Here is a 16,077-nt window from a genome sequence, read left to right on the forward strand (position 1 = left end):
GTACGGGGGAACGGGGGAGCACGAGAGGGCGCCGGTTCGAGCATGGCCCGCGGGGGACGCGGCCACACTCGGACCGGCGCTTTCGTGTACGCCTTGTGACCGCTGCTTCAGCGGCGTCCGCTCACCCGGCCCTGCAACAGCCGGGACAGCGCCGCATGTACGTCGTCCAGGGAGCGTTCCGGCTGGAAGGACTGCCAGTCCAGCGCGGCCACCAGGACCATGCCGACCAACGCGGCGGCGGTCAGCTGGATGTCGATCTCCTCGCTGAACTCGCCGCTCTCCACGCCCTCGCGCAGCACACCCTCGACGACCGCCACGGCCTGTTGCCGGACCACCATCAGCGTGGACTGCCAGGCCCTGTTCGTGCGCCACAGCTCGGCGACGTACAACTGCGTGAAGGACGGGTAGCGGTCGATGAAGACCAGCCCCGCGCGGATCATCGCGTCCAGGGCGTCCACCTTGCCGCCGCCTTCCCTGGCGGTCTGCTCGGCGGCCTCCCGCAGAGAGGCGGTGAGGAGGCCCACTCCGTGCCGCAACAGCTCCTCGAAGAGAACCGACTTGCTGGCGAAGTTGTAGTAGACCGTGCCCTTCGCCACCCCGGCCCGCTCGGCGATCTCGTCGACCGTGGTGGCGGAGAAGCCCTGCTCGGCGATGAGCGTGACGGCCGCCTCGTAGAGCTTTTGCCGGGTGGCCTCACGGCGCGTGCTGCCGCCCGACGCGGCGCTGCTGCTTTCCATGGGGCTGATTGTCCCGCGCGCGCTCACAGGCTCAGCTCCGGGTGCAGCCGGTCGAGCGTCCACACCTGACGGCGACGGGCCGACAGCGCGGTCAGTGCGAGGGCGCCCGCGGTGAAGGCGACGAGCACCACGCACGCGTGCCACACCGGTTCCAGGCCGCCGCCGGTGATCAGCCTCCTGAGGGCCTCGACGATGTAGCTCATCGGCAGGAAGGGGTGAAGCGCGTTGAAGAAGCCCGGACTGGTCTGGACGGGGTAGGTGCCGCCCGCGGACGTCAACTGGAGCATCAGCAGGGCCAGGACGAGGATCCGGCCGGCCGCCCCAAAGCGGGCGTTCAGCCACTGCACGATCGCGGCGAAGCACGCCGTCACGAGGAACAGGAAGCCCACCGTGCCGGCCGCGCGCGCCATCTGGAGCCCGATCGCCCAGTGCAGCACGGACATCAGGGCGATGGTCTGCAGCACTCCGATCGCCACCACGGGCAGCCAGCCGGCCAGCGCGATGCGCCACGCCGGAGCGCCCGCGGCGAGCGCGCGCCGGTTCATCGGCGCGATCAGCATGTACGCCACCATCGCGCCCACCCACAGGGACAGCGGGATGAAGTACGGGGCGAACCCGGTGCCGTAGTTGGGCGCCTTGTGCAGATCGTTGGAGAGGAGCTGGACCGGGTCGGCCATGACCTCGGTGCGCTGGTCGCGGTCCTTCTTGTCGTAGTCCGGGATGCGCCCCGCACCGTCGTGCAGCCCGTCCGAGAGCTTCCCGGAGCCGTCGACGAGCTTGTAGATGCCGCCGTTGAGGTCGTACGCGCCGGTCTTCAGCTCGCCCACGCCGCTGTCCAGGTCGGCTGCGCCGCCCTTGGCGTCACCGAGCCCCGAGTGCAGCTTCTTGGCACCTGCGGCGACCTTCGTGGCGCCCTGGTTCAGCTTGTTGATCCGGGTGACGGCGTCGTCGAGGTCCTCGGAGAGGCGGGGCGCGCGGTCGGCGAGCGCCTGAGCCTGCTTCTGGAGAGTGGCGAGGTGCTTGTCGAGCTTCTTCAGGTCCCCGTCCTGGTCGGCGATCAGCGTGTTGAGGTCGTCGGCGATCGTCGCCACGTCCGCGGCCGACTGCTTCGCCTTCTTCAGGTCGGAGCACGCCGGGTCGGGCAGTACGGGGTCCTCGCAGCGTGCCTTGTAGATGAGGTTCAGCGCGTCGGACGCCGTATGGGCGCCCCTGGCGGCGGCCGGAGCGCGCTCCACCAGGTCGTCGAGGTTGTTGCGGATGGCTCCGGAGGAGTCGGCGACCAGCCGGGCGGTGTCCCCGATGGTCTTCTCGTTGTCCTTCAGGAACGGGCCGATCTTCTCGTCGACTCCGTTGACCCTGTCGGCCAGCGTCTGCGTGCCCTGCGCGACCCGCCTGGAGCCGTCCTCCAGATCGCCCGCGCCCTTGTTGAGCTTCTTCAGGCCGCCGGCCAGCTTGCCGCTGCCCGCCTTGGCGTCCTTCAGCCCGTCGGCGAGGTCCTTGGAGCCCTTCTCCGCCTTCCCGATGCCGCCTTCGAGCCGGTCGGCGCCGCTCGCGGCCTTGACCGTGGCGCCGTGGATGTCGGAGAACGACACGAAGATCCGGTCCAGGAACGACCGCGACGCCTTCGTGGACGCCGCCTCGCGCACCTCGCTGAAGACCGTCCGCGAGATCTGCCCGACGATGTAGTTGTTCGCGTCGTTCGTCCGCACCTGGAGGGCGCCCGTCTCCGGCGAGGCGCCCGCGCTGGAGGCGATCCGCTCGCTGAAGTCGGCCGGCATGGTCAGCGACAGGTAGTAGGTCCCGTCCTCGACGCCCTTCGTTGCCTCGGCCGCGCTGACCTCGCGCCAGTCGAAGACGTCGCTCTCCCGCAGCCCCTTGGTGATGTCGTCGCCGGCCGACAGCTTCTTCCCCTCGACGGCCGCCCCCTTGTCGTCGTTCACGAGCGCCACGGGGATCTTGTCGAGACGTCCGTACGGGTCCCAGAACGACCACAGGTACAGGGCGCCGTACAGCAGGGGCAGCACCAGCAGCGCGACCAGGGCGGCACGCGGCAGCTTCCCCCGGCCGAAGCGCCTCAGCTCAAGCGCGGCCAGCCTCGGCGAGCGCATCGGCGGCCTCCTTTCCGTCGGTTTCCTGCGATTCCCCAACGGCTGACTGCTCGTCGGTTTCCTGCGACTGCTCCACGGCTGACGACTCGTCGGTCGCCTCGGTGGAGACCTTGACCGTGCCTTCGGGGGCCTCGCTGCACACCGCCACGACCGTGGTCCCGGTCTCGGCCACGGACTTCAACAGTGCCCAGACCTCGGCCCGTTCGGCATCCGAGAGCTTGAGGTCGGTGTCGTCGACGCCGAGCAGCCGCGGGCGCCCGATCAGCGCCAGCGCGAGGGACAGCCGCAGGGCCTCCAGGCGCTCCAGATCGCGTACGGCCGTGCGGGAGCCCTTGGGCAGGGAGTCCCGGTCGAGACCCGCGGCCTCGAGCGCGGCGTCGATCCGCAGCCGTGCCTCGGTCCGCCGCTCGGCACGCGGGCGCAGCAGCCCCCGCAGGGAATCGCCGAACCGCCGCTGGAGCAGCGCCCGTTCGTTCAGGTGCTCGGCGACGGTCAGGGCCGGGTCCAGGTCGGTCACACCCGGAACGTGGGCCAGGGCGCTGAAGTGCCGCACCGCCGCCATGCGCTTGGGCAGCGCCGCCCCGCCCACGGTCGCGGTGCCCTCGGTGGGCTTCATCCGCCCGGTGAGCGCCAGCAGCAGACACGTACGGCCGGTGCCGGACGGTCCCTCGATCGTGATCAGCGAGCCGGGCTCGGCCTCGAACGAGACCCCGCGGAACGCCCATCCGCGGGGCCCCTTGAGCCCGAGCCCCTGGGCCGTGACGCCGACTCCGGCCACGGTTCCCCCCATCCCTGCCCCCTCAATTTGAACTGACTGGTCAGTGCAAAAGTTAGTCCGAACTGTCGATCGAAGCAAAACCCCAGGTCAGAACGGATTGTCAGTGCCATACCTCACGATGGGCACATACGGCAGCCCGTATCGGGCATGCCGTCACACAGACGACAGGAGGTTCGTCATGGCCAGCTACCACGCAGCCGCCGCCCACCGGCGCCGCGCCACCGGCCCTGCCCCCTCACTGACCGGCCCGGCGAGCGACGTGCACCCAGTGCTCCGCCGGGCCACGGCCCCGCCCGCCGCCCTCGACCTGCTCGCCCAGGCCCGTGCCGGACTGGACGAGGCCGCCGTCCTCGAAACCCCGAACGAGCGCTACGCAACAGCCCACCTCGCCGCCCTGCGCACCGCCGCCGCCGTGCTCGCGGCGCGGGGCCGCCCGGAACCCACCTCCAGGCGGCGGGCCCGCATACGGAGCGCCTGGGAAGTGCTCCCCGAGATCGTGCCCGAACTCACCGAGTGGAGCGCCCTGTTCGCCTCGGGTGCCCGGCGCCGCGCCCGGGCCGAGGCGGGCATCCAGGGCGCGGCCAGCCGCCGGGACGCCGACGACCTGATACGCGACGTGGCGATGTTCCTGCGCCTCGTCGAGCGGATGCTGGTACTCCAGCCGGTCCTGCCCCAACCGCGCACGGACCCGGACCGGGAGGAGGTGGGCGGGGCGCACCGGGAGAGGGACGACATGCCGGACGCGGGCTGACGGGGGACGGGTTCCCGGGCGGCGTTCACGAAGCGAGACGGCCGGCGTCGCCCAGGCACCGTGATGGCCGGGTGCGGTGTCGGAGGCAATAGGGTGGAGGGCGCCTGAAGCCTTCCCGATCCCCGTCCTGCGTGACCCGGGGCCGGGAAGGCACCCCGTTCGCTCCGCCGTTCAAGTGGCGGTGCCGCGCCGAGGAGTCAACTGCCGTGCCGGACCCGCAGCGCCCCCGCGCCTCTCTCCGTACCGCCGTGGTCTGGGAGGTCCTCCAGGACGCCCTGGACCGCCGGGTGAAGGCCACGGGGCGCCAGGCGCTGGACGTCCTCGACACCGGCGGCGGCAGTGGCAACTTCGCCGTGCCCCTGGCCCGTCTCGGCCACCGCGTCACCGTGGTCGACCCCAGCCCGAACGCGCTGTTCGCCCTGGAGCGGCGCGCCGCCGAGGCCGAGGTCGCCGACCGGGTGAAGGGCGTGCAGGGAGACGCCCACGGCCTCTTCGACGTGGTCGAGCGCGCAGGGTACGACGTCGTGCTCTGCCACGGTGTCCTGGAGTACGTCGACGACCCCGCCGAGGGCGTCCGCAACGCGGTGGCGGCCCTGCGCTCCGAGGGCGTCCTCAGCCTGCTCGCCGCCGGTCTGGGCGGTGCCGTGCTGGCGCGCGCCCTCGCCGGCCACTTCAAGGAGGCCAAGCAGGCCCTTGAGGACCCGGACGGCCGCTGGGGCAAGGGCGACCCCATGCCGCGCCGTTTCACCGCCGAGCAGCTCACCGAGCTCGTCGAGCGGGCCGGGCTCAGGGTCGGTGCCGTGCACGGGGTGCGGGTCTTCGCCGACCTGGTCCCCGGCGTGCTGGTGGACACCGAGCCCGGGGCGGTGGAGGCGCTGCTGAAGCTGGAGGAGGCGGCGGCCGAGCTGTCCGCGTTCCACTCGGTGGCCACGCAGCTCCATGTGCTGGGCGAGACGAGGGAGACCTCGCAGGCCTGAGCCGAGGCCGTGAGCGGACCGCCAGGGTGCGCCTTGATCAGGGACTTGGCGGCACATGGAGTACGCCACAGGCCACCCGATCGCGCGCTCAGCGCCGTATGATCGAGGGAGACCGTTCCGGCATGACGGGTCGGCCGCTGGGGAATGAAGATCTCAGCGAGCCGGGACGTCCATGCCGGAGCCCGGTTGGCCAATTGGCGTAGAGGGGCGGGTTTCACGGGGGCGATTCCCTGCCTATCCTGAAGGGACCCCCCGGGTCGCCCCGGCGACTGCACGATGAGGAGGACTCCGTGCCGCTCTCGGAGCACGAGCAGCGAATGCTCGAGCAAATGGAGCGAGCGCTGTACGCCGAAGATCCCAAGTTCGCGACAGCGCTTGAGGGAAGCGGGCTGCGTACGTACACCCGGCGACGGGTCTACCAGGCGGTCGCGGGCTTCCTCGTAGGTATCGCGCTCCTCATGGCTGGAATGGTCGCCAAGCAGGTGTGGCTCAGCGTGGTGGGCTTCCTCGTCATGCTGGGTTGTGCGGTACTCGCGGTGACCGGCTGGCGCAAGGCCCCCAAGCCGGGCGAGCAGCCCGCCGGCGGTACGCAGGCCCGCCGTCAGCCACGTCAGAAGCGCTCCCTGATGGACCGCATCGAACAGCGTTGGCAGCGCCGCCGTGACGAACAGGGCGGTCACTAGCTCGACGAGCTGCCAGGCAGCTCCCGGACATGCGTCAGGGGGTGACCACCGACGGGTGGTCACCCCCTGACGCATGTCCTCCCACGCCGGAGATCCGGGGGCGGGCCCGGCCGGCGAGGAGTGCGGCGCCTCTCCTGCCCGGCGCCGTCACATCCCCTCAGCCCTCGTGAACCCTCACCCCTGCTGCCCCGGCGCGGACGGCCGCCGCCAGGTGGGTCGGGCCGCCGTCGCGCGGCGCTTGACGGTGATCCACCAGTCCGACACCGCCCAGACCACCCGCACGCTGGAGCGGGGGGCCAGTGCAGCGCGTAGGTTCGTCGTCCACTTGGCCCTGGACCGCAGGTCGGCCTGCACGCGCCGGACGTCCTCCGCGAGGCCGGCCGTCGGGCGCGGCGTCGGGGCGTAGAGGACCTGTTCCACCGCGTCGGCGACTCGGTGGACCGAGGCCGCGGCCGGCGGGTCGAGGTGGCCCAGACGGACGATGCGGGCGGCCGACTTGCGCGGGGTCTGGGAGTCGTCCGGGGGAATCCCGAAGTCCCAGGCCGTGTCCGCCAGTTCCTGCCAGACCGACAACGTGTGCAGCGGTATGTCCGCCTCGGTGCGGCCATGCGCTCCCAGCCGTACCGCTCTCGTCCTCAGCCGCCACAGCATCGGCGCCAGCGGGATCAGCAGCGCCGTCGCCCCGCCGAGGGCCCACGCCAGCAGGACGTACCAAGGCGGGCCTGCGCCGCCGACGGCCACCGCGGCCTCCGGCGACTCGCTCGCGCACAGCTCCGGGTTCTGCCCCGCGCAGCTCTCGCTGGTCGAGGGAGTGGCGGACGGGCCCGTGCTCGTCGACTGCGAGGGCCGCGCCACGTCCGGGAGCGTGGAGCCGGGGGTGTCCGACTGGGTGTACGACGGCACCGAACCACGGGTCGGCGTCGGCTCGAAGCGGGTCCAGCCCACGCCCTCGAAGTACAGCTCGGGCCATGCGTGCGCGTCCTTCAGCCCCACGGAGACGGAGTTGTCACCCTGCGGGGTACCGGGCGCGAAGCCCACCGCGACCCGGGCCGGTATGTCCAGCGAGCGGGCCATCGCCGCCATCGCGAAGGAGAAGTGGACGCAGAACCCCTGCTTGTCCCGCAGGAAGCGGGCGATGGCCCCCTGGCCGCTGCCCACCTTCACGTTCGTGTCGTACTGGAAGCCGCCCGTGATGGAGAAGTACTCCTGGAGCTTGACCGCCTGCTCGTAGTGGCTGGTCGCACCCTCGGTGACCTGGCGCGCGGTCCGGCCGACCACCCCGGGCAGCGAGTCCGGCAGCTTGGTGAACTCGCGCTTCAGCGCGGCCGGCGGCTCCGGGGCGCCCGCGAGCTGCCCCGCCGTCGGCTGCACGTCGAGGCTGCGCACGGTGTACGTCACCCCGCGCGTGGTCTGGCGGCGGTCGCCGACGACCGTCATGCCGAGCGGTTCGTAGCGCCAGTTGCCGCTGATGTCCACGCCGCTCGGCGGGTACGGCATCGGCAGCCAGTTCTGGGCGTACCAGTCCGCCGCCGAGATGGTCGTCTCCACCTCCGCGCGCCGGACGTCGGCGCCCAGGCCGAAGGGGGTGGGGAACTTGTTCGGCACGGCCTCGATGCTGCGCTTGGACGGCTGCCATGTGGTGCCGTCGAAGTCGTCCAGGGATACGATCCGCAGGTACATGTTCGACATGTCGGACGTGTTGGTCTTCACGGACAGGACCTCGCGGTCCTCGTCCACGTTCAGACTGTCGCGCAGCGACACCAGCGGGTTCACCGCGGAGATCGTGCCGCCGCTCCCGCTGCCGGAGCCCACGCCGGTGCCCGCGGCGTCCAGCAGGCCGCCGTTCATCGCGGGCAGCGCCAGCGGAACCACCAGGGCGATGCCTAGCGCGACCATGCCGATGCGCCGGCCGGAGCGGACCGGTGCCACCGCGCCGCTCGGGTCGCCGCCCGGCGTCCGGGGCGCCCCGCCGAAGACCCGGCCCCACTGCGAGAGCCGGTCACGGCCCTCGGCCAGGAGCAGCATCAGATAGCCCGCGGCGGCCACCAGGAACCACAGCCAGTCCGCGCCGCCCTCGGACAGCCCCGCGGCCACGGAGTACAGCGCCAGCAGGGGCAGCCCGGCCGGCGCGGCACTGCGGAACGTCACCGCGAGGGTGTCCACCGCCAGACCTATGATCAGCACGCCGCCGATGAGCATCAGCCGGATCCCGTCCGACAGCGGCGCCGGGATCGAGTACCGGCCGACGTCGTCCGTGCCGGTCTGCAACAGGTCGGCGAAGTGAGCGAAAGCCTCCGGCCCGGGGATCACCCCGATGATCGCCTGCTGGTTGGCGAAGGTCAGGGTCAGCAGCATCAGCGCGACCAGGACCTGCGCGGCCACCGTCAGGGGCCGGGCCAGCGGCACCCGCCGGGTCGCCATGCCCACGCCCGTCTGGATCGCCAGCAGGAAGATCGCCTGGAACAGCCACGTGACCGGGGAGACCAGCGGCAGCAGCGCGCACGCGGCCATCAGCGTGGCCGCCGCGGCGCACAGCGCCATCCGTGTCCGCCCGCTCATGCCGCTCCCCCCTTGCCGAACACGCCACCGGCCGCGGCGGCGTCCGTACGCGCTCGGTCCGCCTGGCGCCACAGCTCGCTCAGCGAAGCGCCCCGCGGCACGCTCAGGGCCGTCCAGCCCGCCTCCCGCAGCATCCGCAGCCGCTCCTCGCTCCTGTCCAACGCCCCGGGCACATCGGTCGGTTCCCGCACCCAGGTCCCGCTGTCCAGCACGAAGGCGACCGCGCCCCCGCTGCGCTGGCGCATCTTTGCGGCCACCGCCGCCTGCTCCTCGTCGAGGTCGCCGAAGAAGGCGACCAGCAGCCCCTCGTTGCCGCCGCGCAGCACGTCGTACGCCCGCGACAGACCCGTACCGTCGGAGTGGTCGATCACCGCGAGGGTGTCCATCATCAGCCCGGCTGCGTCCGCGGACTCCTGGCTCGCGCCCGCGAACCCGTCGGCGCCCTCGCCGGGCACCGAGCTGCCGGTGTCGGTCAGCAGCCGCACGGAGAAGCCCCGCTCCAGCATGTGGACCAGCGCGGACGCCGCGCCCGACACTGCCCACTCGAAGGCCGAGTCCGGGCCCGAGCCCTGGAAGGCCGGGCCCCGGGTGTCCAGCAGCACCGTGCAGCGCGAGCGCTGCGGCTGCTCCTCGCGGCGCACCATCAGCTCGCCGTAGCGCGCGGTGGAGCGCCAGTGGACGCGGCGCAGGTCGTCGCCGTAGCGGTATCCGCGCGGGATCACGTCGTCCTCGCCGGCCAGTGCCAGCGAGCGATGCCGGCCGTCGCCGTACCCCTTCGCCTCCCCGCTGAAGCGCACCGGCGGCAGCGGCTCCACGCGCGGGATGACCGTGAGGGTGTCGTACGTCGAGAAGGAGCGGGTCAGCTCGCACATGCCGAACGGGTCGCTCAGGCGCAGCTGCAGCGGGCCCAGCGGATAGCGGCCGCGCAGGTCGGAGCGCACCCGGTAGGACACCTCGCGGCGGCCGCCCGGCTCGACCCGGTCCAGCACGAAGCGGGGACGCGGGCCGAGGACGTACGGCACCCGGTCCTGGAGCATGAGCAGGCCGGTGGGCAGCCTGGAGACGTTGTCCATCCGCAAGTGCACACGGGCCTCGCTGCCGGCGGGCACGCGCGCGGGGGAGAGCCTGCGGCTGCCCGAGACCCGGTAGCGGGTGCGGTACAGCACCGTCGCGCAGACCAGCGGGAGCACCGAGAGCAGCAGTCCGACGCGCAGCAGGTCGCTCTGGCCGAGGACGTAGGCGCAGATGGCGGCCGCGACGCCGGCGGCCAGGAAGGAGCGGCCGCGCGTGGTCAGACCGGCCAGTGCCGTGCGGATCCCGCTCTGGTCGCCGCGATCCGCCTCGGCCTGGCCCGAACTGCCGGAGGTCATCACAGCCTCCGTGGCGGCTGCTGGCCGTACGACGGAGTGCCGCGGCCCAGGCCACCGAAGCCGTGCTGCTGCTGCGCGGCGGGCACCGGGGTGCGCTGGAGGATCTCCTGGACGACCTGCTCGGAGGTGCGCCGGTTGAGCTGGGCCTGTGCGGTGGGCAGCAGGCGGTGGGCCAGGACGGCCACGGCGAGGGCCTGCACGTCGTCCGGCAGCGCGTACTCCCGGCCGCTGAGCGCCGCCGACGCCTTCGCCGCGCGCAGCAGATGCAGCGTGGCGCGCGGAGAGGCGCCGAGTCTGAGGTCGGGGTGGGTGCGCGTGGCCGAGACCAGCTCCACCGCGTACCGCCGGACCGGATCGGCGACGTGGACGCCGCGCACGGCGTCGATCAGCTTCACGATGTCGTGCGCGTGCGCCACCGGTTGCAGGTCCTCCAGCGGGGAGACGCCGCCGTGCACGTCCAGCATCTGCAGCTCGGCCTCCATGCTGGGGTAGCCGACGGAGACGCGGGCCATGAAGCGGTCGCGCTGGGCCTCGGGCAGCGGATAGGTGCCCTCCATCTCGACCGGGTTCTGCGTGGCCACCACCATGAAGGGGCTCGGCAGCTCGTAGGTCTGCCCGTCGATCGTGACCTGGCGCTCCTCCATGGACTCCAGGAGCGCGGACTGCGTCTTCGGCGAGGCGCGGTTGATCTCGTCGCCGATCACGATCTGGGCGAAGATCGCCCCGGGCTTGAACTCGAAGTCCTTGCGCTGCTGGTCCCAGATGGACACACCCGTGATGTCCGACGGCAGCAGGTCCGGCGTGAACTGGATACGTCGCACCGAACAGTCGATGGACCGCGCCAGCGTCTTCGCCAGCATCGTCTTGCCCACGCCCGGAACGTCCTCGATCAGAAGATGTCCCTCTGCGAGCAGTACGGTCAGCGAAAGCCGTACGACCTCGGGCTTGCCCTCGATCACTCCCTCCACCGCGTCGCGGACACGCTCCACAGTGGCGGTCAGATCAGTGAGGCTCGCTCGATCGTCATAGGTCGTCACCCGGCCCTCCTCGGCCCGTTCTTTCCGGGCCGACGCGATGCGCGGACCGGCCCACCCCTGGAACACGGACACCACGCGTGAAGTGCTCCGCGTGTTGTCACACCCGCATTCTTGCTGCCGTTACCGATTCGTGTCACTCGCCTGTGGACAACTGCCTGCGATATGTCGGGTCTTACGGCCTTTTGGGCACGCCCGAGCGCAAATTGACAGCGGAACGACAGGTGCCGCGGCTGGTTACGCGGGGTCCGTGCGACGGTCACACGGCGTCCGCAGCACTGCGTCCACGCCGACCGTCGCACCGAGTGCACTGCGGCGGTTACGCGGGGTCGATCTCGCGCAGCAGACCCGTCTTCACGTCGAAGACGAAGCCCCGGACATCGTCGGTGTGCAGCATGAACGGCGAGGTGCGCACGCGCTGCATCGACTGCCGTACGTCCTGGTCGACGTCGCGGAACGCCTCCACAGCCCAGGCGGGACGCTGGCCGACCTCCAGCTCCAGCTCGTTGCGGAAGTCCTCGGTGATGCTCTCCAGGCCGCAGCCCGTGTGGTGGATCAGGACGACGCTGCGGGTGCCGAGCTTGCGCTGGCTGATCGTGAGCGAACGGATCACGTCGTCCGTGACGACCCCGCCCGCGTTGCGGATGGTGTGGCAGTCGCCGAGCTCCAGACCCAGCGCGGCGTGCAGGTCGAGGCGGGCGTCCATGCAGGCCACGACGGCGACGTGCAGGACGGGGCGGGCATCCATGCCCGGGTCGCTGAAGGCGGCGGCGTAATCCTCGTTGGCGTCGACGAGACGGTCGGTGACCGTGCCGCGGCGGGTTATCGCACTGTCGGGGCCGGTGGGAACCGATGCAGAAGTCGTCATACCCATGACGTTACTGGTCACGTCCGCAACGGTCCTGTTGTGAGAGCGGACAAAAGAACGCCATCGCGGCTTGTTGTGAGCTAACCCACAAGGGTGGTGTGAGTGCCTCCATACGAGCCATTTTTCCGGCCGTGCGACTTCGGCGGAACCCGAAGCGGCGACGCGCAGGCCGGTTGATTGACCGCACGACACCGTGGACTAAAGTGACGCGAAGCGGGAGTCGAGACTCCCTGCTGGACTGTTTTCCCCGGAGACACCGGCGATTCTTCCGGAGATCTCCCCGCSTGCGCGGCGCGTACGTACGGCTCGGCCTCCTCCCGCTCCCGGCCGGCTGACGCTTTTGGCGCCGGCAGGCCTCCCCTTCACCGGGGGTCCCCCAGCTTGCTGGGTCCCCGCCCGCCCCCAGCTTGCTGGGGGCGGGCGGGGACCCGGCGGTGCGTACGGCGCCGGATCAGAGAGGGCCCCTTGAGTCAGAGTCGACACGTCCCGGTGATGCTCCAGCGGTGCCTGGACCTGTTGGCCCCCGCCCTTCGGGCGCCGGGAGCGGTGGTCGTCGACTGCACCCTCGGCCTCGGCGGCCACAGCGAGGCCCTCCTGACGCAGTTCCCCGAGGTCCACCTGGTCGCCCTCGACCGCGACAAGGAGGCCCTGCGCCTGTCCGGCGAGCGGCTCGCCCCCTACGGCGAGCGCGCGACCCTCGTGCACGCTGTCTACGACGAGCTCCCGGACGTGCTGGCCAGGCTCGGCATCGCGCGCGTGCAGGGCGTCCTGTTCGACCTCGGCGTTTCCTCCATGCAGCTCGACGAGGCCGACCGCGGTTTCGCCTACGCCCAGGACGCCCCCCTCGACATGCGCATGGACCAGACGACCGGCATCAGCGCCGCCGAGGTCCTCAACACCTACCCGGCCGGCGAGCTCGTACGGATCCTGCGCGCCTATGGCGAGGAGAAGCAGGCCAAGCGGATCGTGGCCGCCGTCGTGCGCGAGCGCGCGAAGGAGCCGTTCAGTAACAGCGCCCGGCTCGTGGAGCTGATCCGGGACGCCCTGCCGCAGGCCGCCAAGCGGACCGGCGGGAACCCGGCCAAGCGCACCTTCCAGGCGCTGCGCATCGAGGTCAACGGCGAGCTCTCCGTCCTGGAGCGGGCGATCCCGGCCGCCGTGAAGACCCTCGGCGTCGGCGGACGGATCGCCGTCCTGTCGTACCACTCGCTGGAGGACAGGCTGGTCAAGCAGGTGTTCGCGGCCGGCGCCGCCAACACCGCCCCGCCCGGGCTGCCCGTCGTCCCCGAGCAGTACCAGCCCCGGCTCAAGCTGCTGACGCGCGGTGCCGAACTTCCCACGGAGGAAGAGGTCGCCGAGAACCGGCGCGCGGCACCGGCGCGCCTGCGCGGGGCCGAGCGCATCAGGGAGTCCATCGAATGAAGGCCGTGAGGCAGGGGCGGGCGTCCGGGCCCAGGGTTCGAACCCCTGAGTTGGGAAACCGGACCCGGGGGAGGGCGAGTGAGTAGGAAACCCGAACTGAGGGGTCGGGCCGCCCGGCTCGCGCGGCTCTTCCCTCCGGGCGGCGGGCAGGCCGCCCGTGCCCCCTTCGTCCTCCTGGTCGTCCTCCTCCTCGGCGGCGGCCTCATCGGACTCCTCGTGCTGAACTCCGCCCTCAGCGAGGGCGCGTTCCAGAAGGACGACCTCCAGAAGGAGACGAAGACCCTCACCGACGAGGAGCAGTCCCTCCAGCGGGACATCGACGCCTACTCCGCCCCCGACGCCCTTCAGCGCCGGGCCCGCGAACTCGGCATGATCCCGGGCGGCGACCCGGCCTTCCTCAGCCCGGACGGCACCGTCAAGGGCGTCCCCAGCGCCGCGCCCGCCGGGCAGACCGTCGCCCGCGCCCCCCTCGTCCTCGCTCCCGAGGCCCTCGACGGCGCGTCCTCGGAGTACAGCGCCACGCCGACCTCGGCCACCCCCGACGCGTCCGAGCCCGCGGCCGGCCAGGTCACGGCCCAGACCGAGCCCCAGTACGCGCCTCCCGTCCAGCAGACCGCACCGTCCGCCCAGTCCTCCCCGTACCCGACCCCCGGCAGGTGACGGAAGTGTCCGACAGGGAACCGCCGCGCCGCCGCGTGCCCGGACCCGCGAAGCCCGCCCGATCAGGCGGTGCCCAGCGGCGCCCGGGTCCCGGCGCCCGCCCGGCCCGCCGCCCGGCACGCCCGCGTCCCGGGGCCACCGTCGCCATCCGGCTCGGCCGGCCCCGGCCCCGGCTGCGCATGGTCAGCCTGGCCCTGACCCTCGTCCTGATCGCCTTCGTCGTACGACTGCTCCAGGTGCAGGGCGTCGACGCGAGCACCTACGCCGCCAAGGCCGAGAAGAACCGGTACGTCGGCTACACCCTGGCCGCCGAGCGCGGCGGCATCACCGACCGCAACGGCGTCGCGCTCGCGACCAGCGTGGACGCGTACGACATCACGGCCGACCCCACGCTGTTCTCCCGCGACCAGCTGAAGATCGACGACGGCCCCGAGCAGGCGGCCGCCCTGCTCGCCCCGATCCTCGGCCAGGACCAGGAGAAGATCGTCAACAAGCTCCGGCCCGCGAACCGGAACCTGCGCTACACCCTGCTGGCCAGCCGCCAGACCCCGCAGGTCTGGAAGCAGATCAAGGACCTGAAGAACGCGCTGACCACCAAGGCCGAGACCGACAAGAGCACGGTCAACGTCCTCGCGGGCGTTCTGTCGGTCGCCAGCAGCAAGCGCGTGTACCCCAACGGCGACCTCGCCGCCGGGATACTGGGCTGGGTCAACGCCGACGGCAAGGGCGGCGGCGGTGTGGAGCAGCAGCTGAACAAGGAGCTGTCCGGCAAGGACGGCGAGATCCGCTACGCCCAGTCCGGCGGCCGCCAGGTCCCCACCGTGGGCTCCACCGAGACGCCCGCCGTGCCCGGCAGCGACGTCGAGCTCACCATCGACCGCGACATCCAGTGGGCCGCGCAGAACGCGATCACCGAGCAGGTGCAGGAGTCCAGGGCGGACCGCGGCTATGTGATCGTCCAGGACACCCGCACCGGCGAGATCCTCGCCATGGCCAACTCGCCCGGCTTCGACCCGAACGACCTCTCCGAGGCCAGCAGCGCGAACATGGGCAACGCGGCCCTCCAGGACGCCTACGAGCCCGGCTCCACCGCGAAGGTCATGTCGATGGCCGCCGTACTGGAGGAGAACGTGGCCACGCCCGGCACGCATGTCATCGTGCCCAACCGGCTGCACCGCGGCGACCGGCTCTTCAAGGACGACATCGACCACGACACCTGGTACCTCACGCTCAACGGCGTGCTCGCCAAGTCCAGCAACATCGGCACCATCCTCGCCACCGGCCAGCTCGGCAGGACCCAGTCGAAGTCCAACAAGGTCCTCTACGACTACCTGCGCAAGTTCGGCCTCGGCAGGTATACGGGCCTCGGCTTCCCCGGCGAGACACCCGGCATCCTGGCCGCCCCGGACAAGTGGTCGACCTCGCAGCAGTACACGATTCCTTTCGGCCAGGGCCTGTCCCTCAACGCGATGCAGGCGGCCTCGATCTACTCGACGATCGCCAACGGCGGCGTACGCGTCGAACCCACGCTGGTGCGCGGCACCGAGGGACCCGACGGGCAGTTCACCGAAGCGGCGAAGCCCGAGAAGACCCGGGTCATCAGTGCCAGGACGGCGCGGACCCTCGCCCAGATGCTGGAGTCCGTCGTGGGCGACCGGGAGGGCACCGGCACCAAGGCGCGCATCCCCGGCTACCGGGTCGCGGGCAAGACGGGTACGGCGAACCGCGTGGATCCGGCCACCGGCAAGTACCGCGGCTACACCTCGTCCTTCGCCGGCTTCGCGCCCGCCGACAACCCCCGGATCACGGTCTACTGCGCCATCCAGAACGCGACCCAGGGCAACTACTTCGGCGGCCAGATCTGCGGCCCCATCTACAAGAAGGTGATGGAGTTCGCGCTGAAGACCCTCCAGGTCCCGCCGACCGGGGCCAAGGCCGCCAAGCTCCCGGTCGCCTACAAACCCTGACCACCCTGATCAGCACCGAMCAGCCCGGTCGACCGGAGCGTCTTCAGGCCGCCCTCGACGAGGTAGGCCGTCGTCGTCTTGCCGGAGGTGCCGGTGATGCCGATCTGGAGGAGATCGCGGCCGGGGTGGCCGTAGATCGTGGCCGCCAGTTCGCCCATTTGCC

13 protein-coding genes are annotated in these 16,077 nt (G+C 71.6%); 6 read left to right on the top strand and 7 right to left on the bottom strand.

All coding sequences use genetic code 11. The annotated features are described in order from the left end of the window. Positions 1–107 precede the first annotated feature (107 nt). From EAO75_RS20480 to EAO75_RS20490, 3 genes are read right to left on the bottom strand one after another with little or no spacing between them, the layout of a single operon-like run. Positions 108–737, bottom strand: coding sequence for a TetR/AcrR family transcriptional regulator (locus tag EAO75_RS20480; RefSeq protein WP_147996515.1), 630 nt, complete (start codon positions 735–737; stop codon positions 108–110). Positions 738–760: 23 nt separating this feature from the next. Continuing rightward, entirely contained in the window at positions 761–2,845 is a 2,085-nt protein-coding gene (locus EAO75_RS20485) for a YhgE/Pip family protein (protein ID WP_147996516.1), read from the bottom strand. Then, positions 2,817–3,635: an ATP-binding cassette domain-containing protein gene (locus tag EAO75_RS20490; RefSeq protein WP_147996517.1), complete on the bottom strand. Its 819-nt coding sequence runs from the start codon at positions 3,633–3,635 to the stop codon at positions 2,817–2,819. Before EAO75_RS20490 ends, EAO75_RS20485 begins: the two co-directional genes overlap by 29 nt. A gap of 166 nt (positions 3,636–3,801) precedes the next feature. Here EAO75_RS20490 and EAO75_RS20495 point away from each other — a divergent pair, with 166 nt between their 5' ends. The 3 genes from EAO75_RS20495 to EAO75_RS20505 all read left to right on the top strand — a co-directional run bounded on the left by EAO75_RS20495 (position 3,802) and on the right by EAO75_RS20505 (position 6,034). Then, complete coding sequence (locus tag EAO75_RS20495; RefSeq protein WP_147996518.1) at positions 3,802–4,374, top strand: SAV_6107 family HEPN domain-containing protein; 573 nt, start codon at positions 3,802–3,804, stop codon at positions 4,372–4,374. Positions 4,375–4,580: 206 nt separating this feature from the next. Continuing rightward, entirely contained in the window at positions 4,581–5,351 is a 771-nt protein-coding gene (locus EAO75_RS20500) for a class I SAM-dependent methyltransferase (protein WP_147996519.1), read from the top strand. Positions 5,352–5,641: 290 nt separating this feature from the next. Further along, positions 5,642–6,034 (top strand): DUF3040 domain-containing protein, encoded by a 393-nt coding sequence (locus EAO75_RS20505; RefSeq protein ID WP_147996520.1) that lies wholly within the window; start codon positions 5,642–5,644, stop codon positions 6,032–6,034. A gap of 174 nt (positions 6,035–6,208) precedes the next feature. Here EAO75_RS20505 and EAO75_RS20510 read toward each other — a convergent pair whose 3' ends face one another. From EAO75_RS20510 to EAO75_RS20525, 4 genes are all read right to left on the bottom strand, one after another. Continuing rightward, positions 6,209–8,593: a DUF3488 and DUF4129 domain-containing transglutaminase family protein gene (locus tag EAO75_RS20510; RefSeq protein WP_147996521.1), complete on the bottom strand. Its 2,385-nt coding sequence runs from the start codon at positions 8,591–8,593 to the stop codon at positions 6,209–6,211. Further along, positions 8,590–9,963 (bottom strand): DUF58 domain-containing protein, encoded by a 1,374-nt coding sequence (locus EAO75_RS20515; protein WP_147996522.1) that lies wholly within the window; start codon positions 9,961–9,963, stop codon positions 8,590–8,592. The genes EAO75_RS20510 and EAO75_RS20515 overlap by 4 nt, the downstream gene beginning before the upstream one ends. Next, positions 9,963–11,000 carry an AAA family ATPase gene (locus EAO75_RS20520; RefSeq protein ID WP_147996523.1) on the bottom strand — a complete coding sequence of 346 codons (1,038 nt, stop codon included), beginning with the start codon at positions 10,998–11,000 and terminating at the stop codon, positions 9,963–9,965. Before EAO75_RS20520 ends, EAO75_RS20515 begins: the two co-directional genes overlap by 1 nt. A gap of 316 nt (positions 11,001–11,316) precedes the next feature. After that, positions 11,317–11,865, bottom strand: a complete 549-nt coding sequence (locus EAO75_RS20525) for a beta-class carbonic anhydrase (protein WP_147996524.1) — start codon at positions 11,863–11,865, stop codon at positions 11,317–11,319. A 465-nt stretch (positions 11,866–12,330) separates the two neighbouring features. On the opposite strand from EAO75_RS20525, the gene rsmH reads away from it, so the two are divergent. From rsmH to EAO75_RS20540, 3 genes are all read left to right on the top strand, one after another. After that, the gene (gene rsmH, locus EAO75_RS20530; RefSeq protein WP_147996525.1) at positions 12,331–13,287 is read left to right on the top strand and encodes a 16S rRNA (cytosine(1402)-N(4))-methyltransferase RsmH; all 957 of its coding nucleotides are present in this window, start codon (positions 12,331–12,333) and stop codon (positions 13,285–13,287) included. Between the two features lie 78 nt (positions 13,288–13,365). Further along, positions 13,366–13,947 (top strand): FtsB family cell division protein, encoded by a 582-nt coding sequence (locus EAO75_RS20535; RefSeq protein WP_147996526.1) that lies wholly within the window; start codon positions 13,366–13,368, stop codon positions 13,945–13,947. A gap of 5 nt (positions 13,948–13,952) precedes the next feature. Further along, the gene (locus tag EAO75_RS20540) at positions 13,953–15,914 is read left to right on the top strand and encodes a penicillin-binding protein 2 (RefSeq protein WP_315987186.1); all 1,962 of its coding nucleotides are present in this window, start codon (positions 13,953–13,955) and stop codon (positions 15,912–15,914) included. Positions 15,915–16,077 lie beyond the last annotated feature (163 nt).

Source organism: Streptomyces sp. UW30, assembly GCF_008042075.1.
In the GTDB taxonomy this organism is placed as follows: domain Bacteria; phylum Actinomycetota; class Actinomycetes; order Streptomycetales; family Streptomycetaceae; genus Streptomyces.

Excerpts from the sequence above, each read along its gene's own strand:
- EAO75_RS20480 (WP_147996515.1), bottom strand. The coding sequence starts at position 737 with ATGGAAAGCAGCAGCGCCGCGTCGGGCGGCAGCACGCGCCGTGAGGCC.
- EAO75_RS20485 (WP_147996516.1), bottom strand. The coding sequence starts at position 2,845 with ATGCGCTCGCCGAGGCTGGCCGCGCTTGAGCTGAGGCGCTTCGGCCGG.
- EAO75_RS20490 (WP_147996517.1), bottom strand. The coding sequence starts at position 3,635 with ATGGGGGGAACCGTGGCCGGAGTCGGCGTCACGGCCCAGGGGCTCGGG.
- EAO75_RS20495 (WP_147996518.1), top strand. The coding sequence starts at position 3,802 with ATGGCCAGCTACCACGCAGCCGCCGCCCACCGGCGCCGCGCCACCGGC.
- EAO75_RS20510 (WP_147996521.1), bottom strand. The coding sequence starts at position 8,593 with ATGAGCGGGCGGACACGGATGGCGCTGTGCGCCGCGGCGGCCACGCTG.
- EAO75_RS20515 (WP_147996522.1), bottom strand. The coding sequence starts at position 9,963 with ATGACCTCCGGCAGTTCGGGCCAGGCCGAGGCGGATCGCGGCGACCAG.
- EAO75_RS20525 (WP_147996524.1), bottom strand. The coding sequence starts at position 11,865 with ATGACGACTTCTGCATCGGTTCCCACCGGCCCCGACAGTGCGATAACC.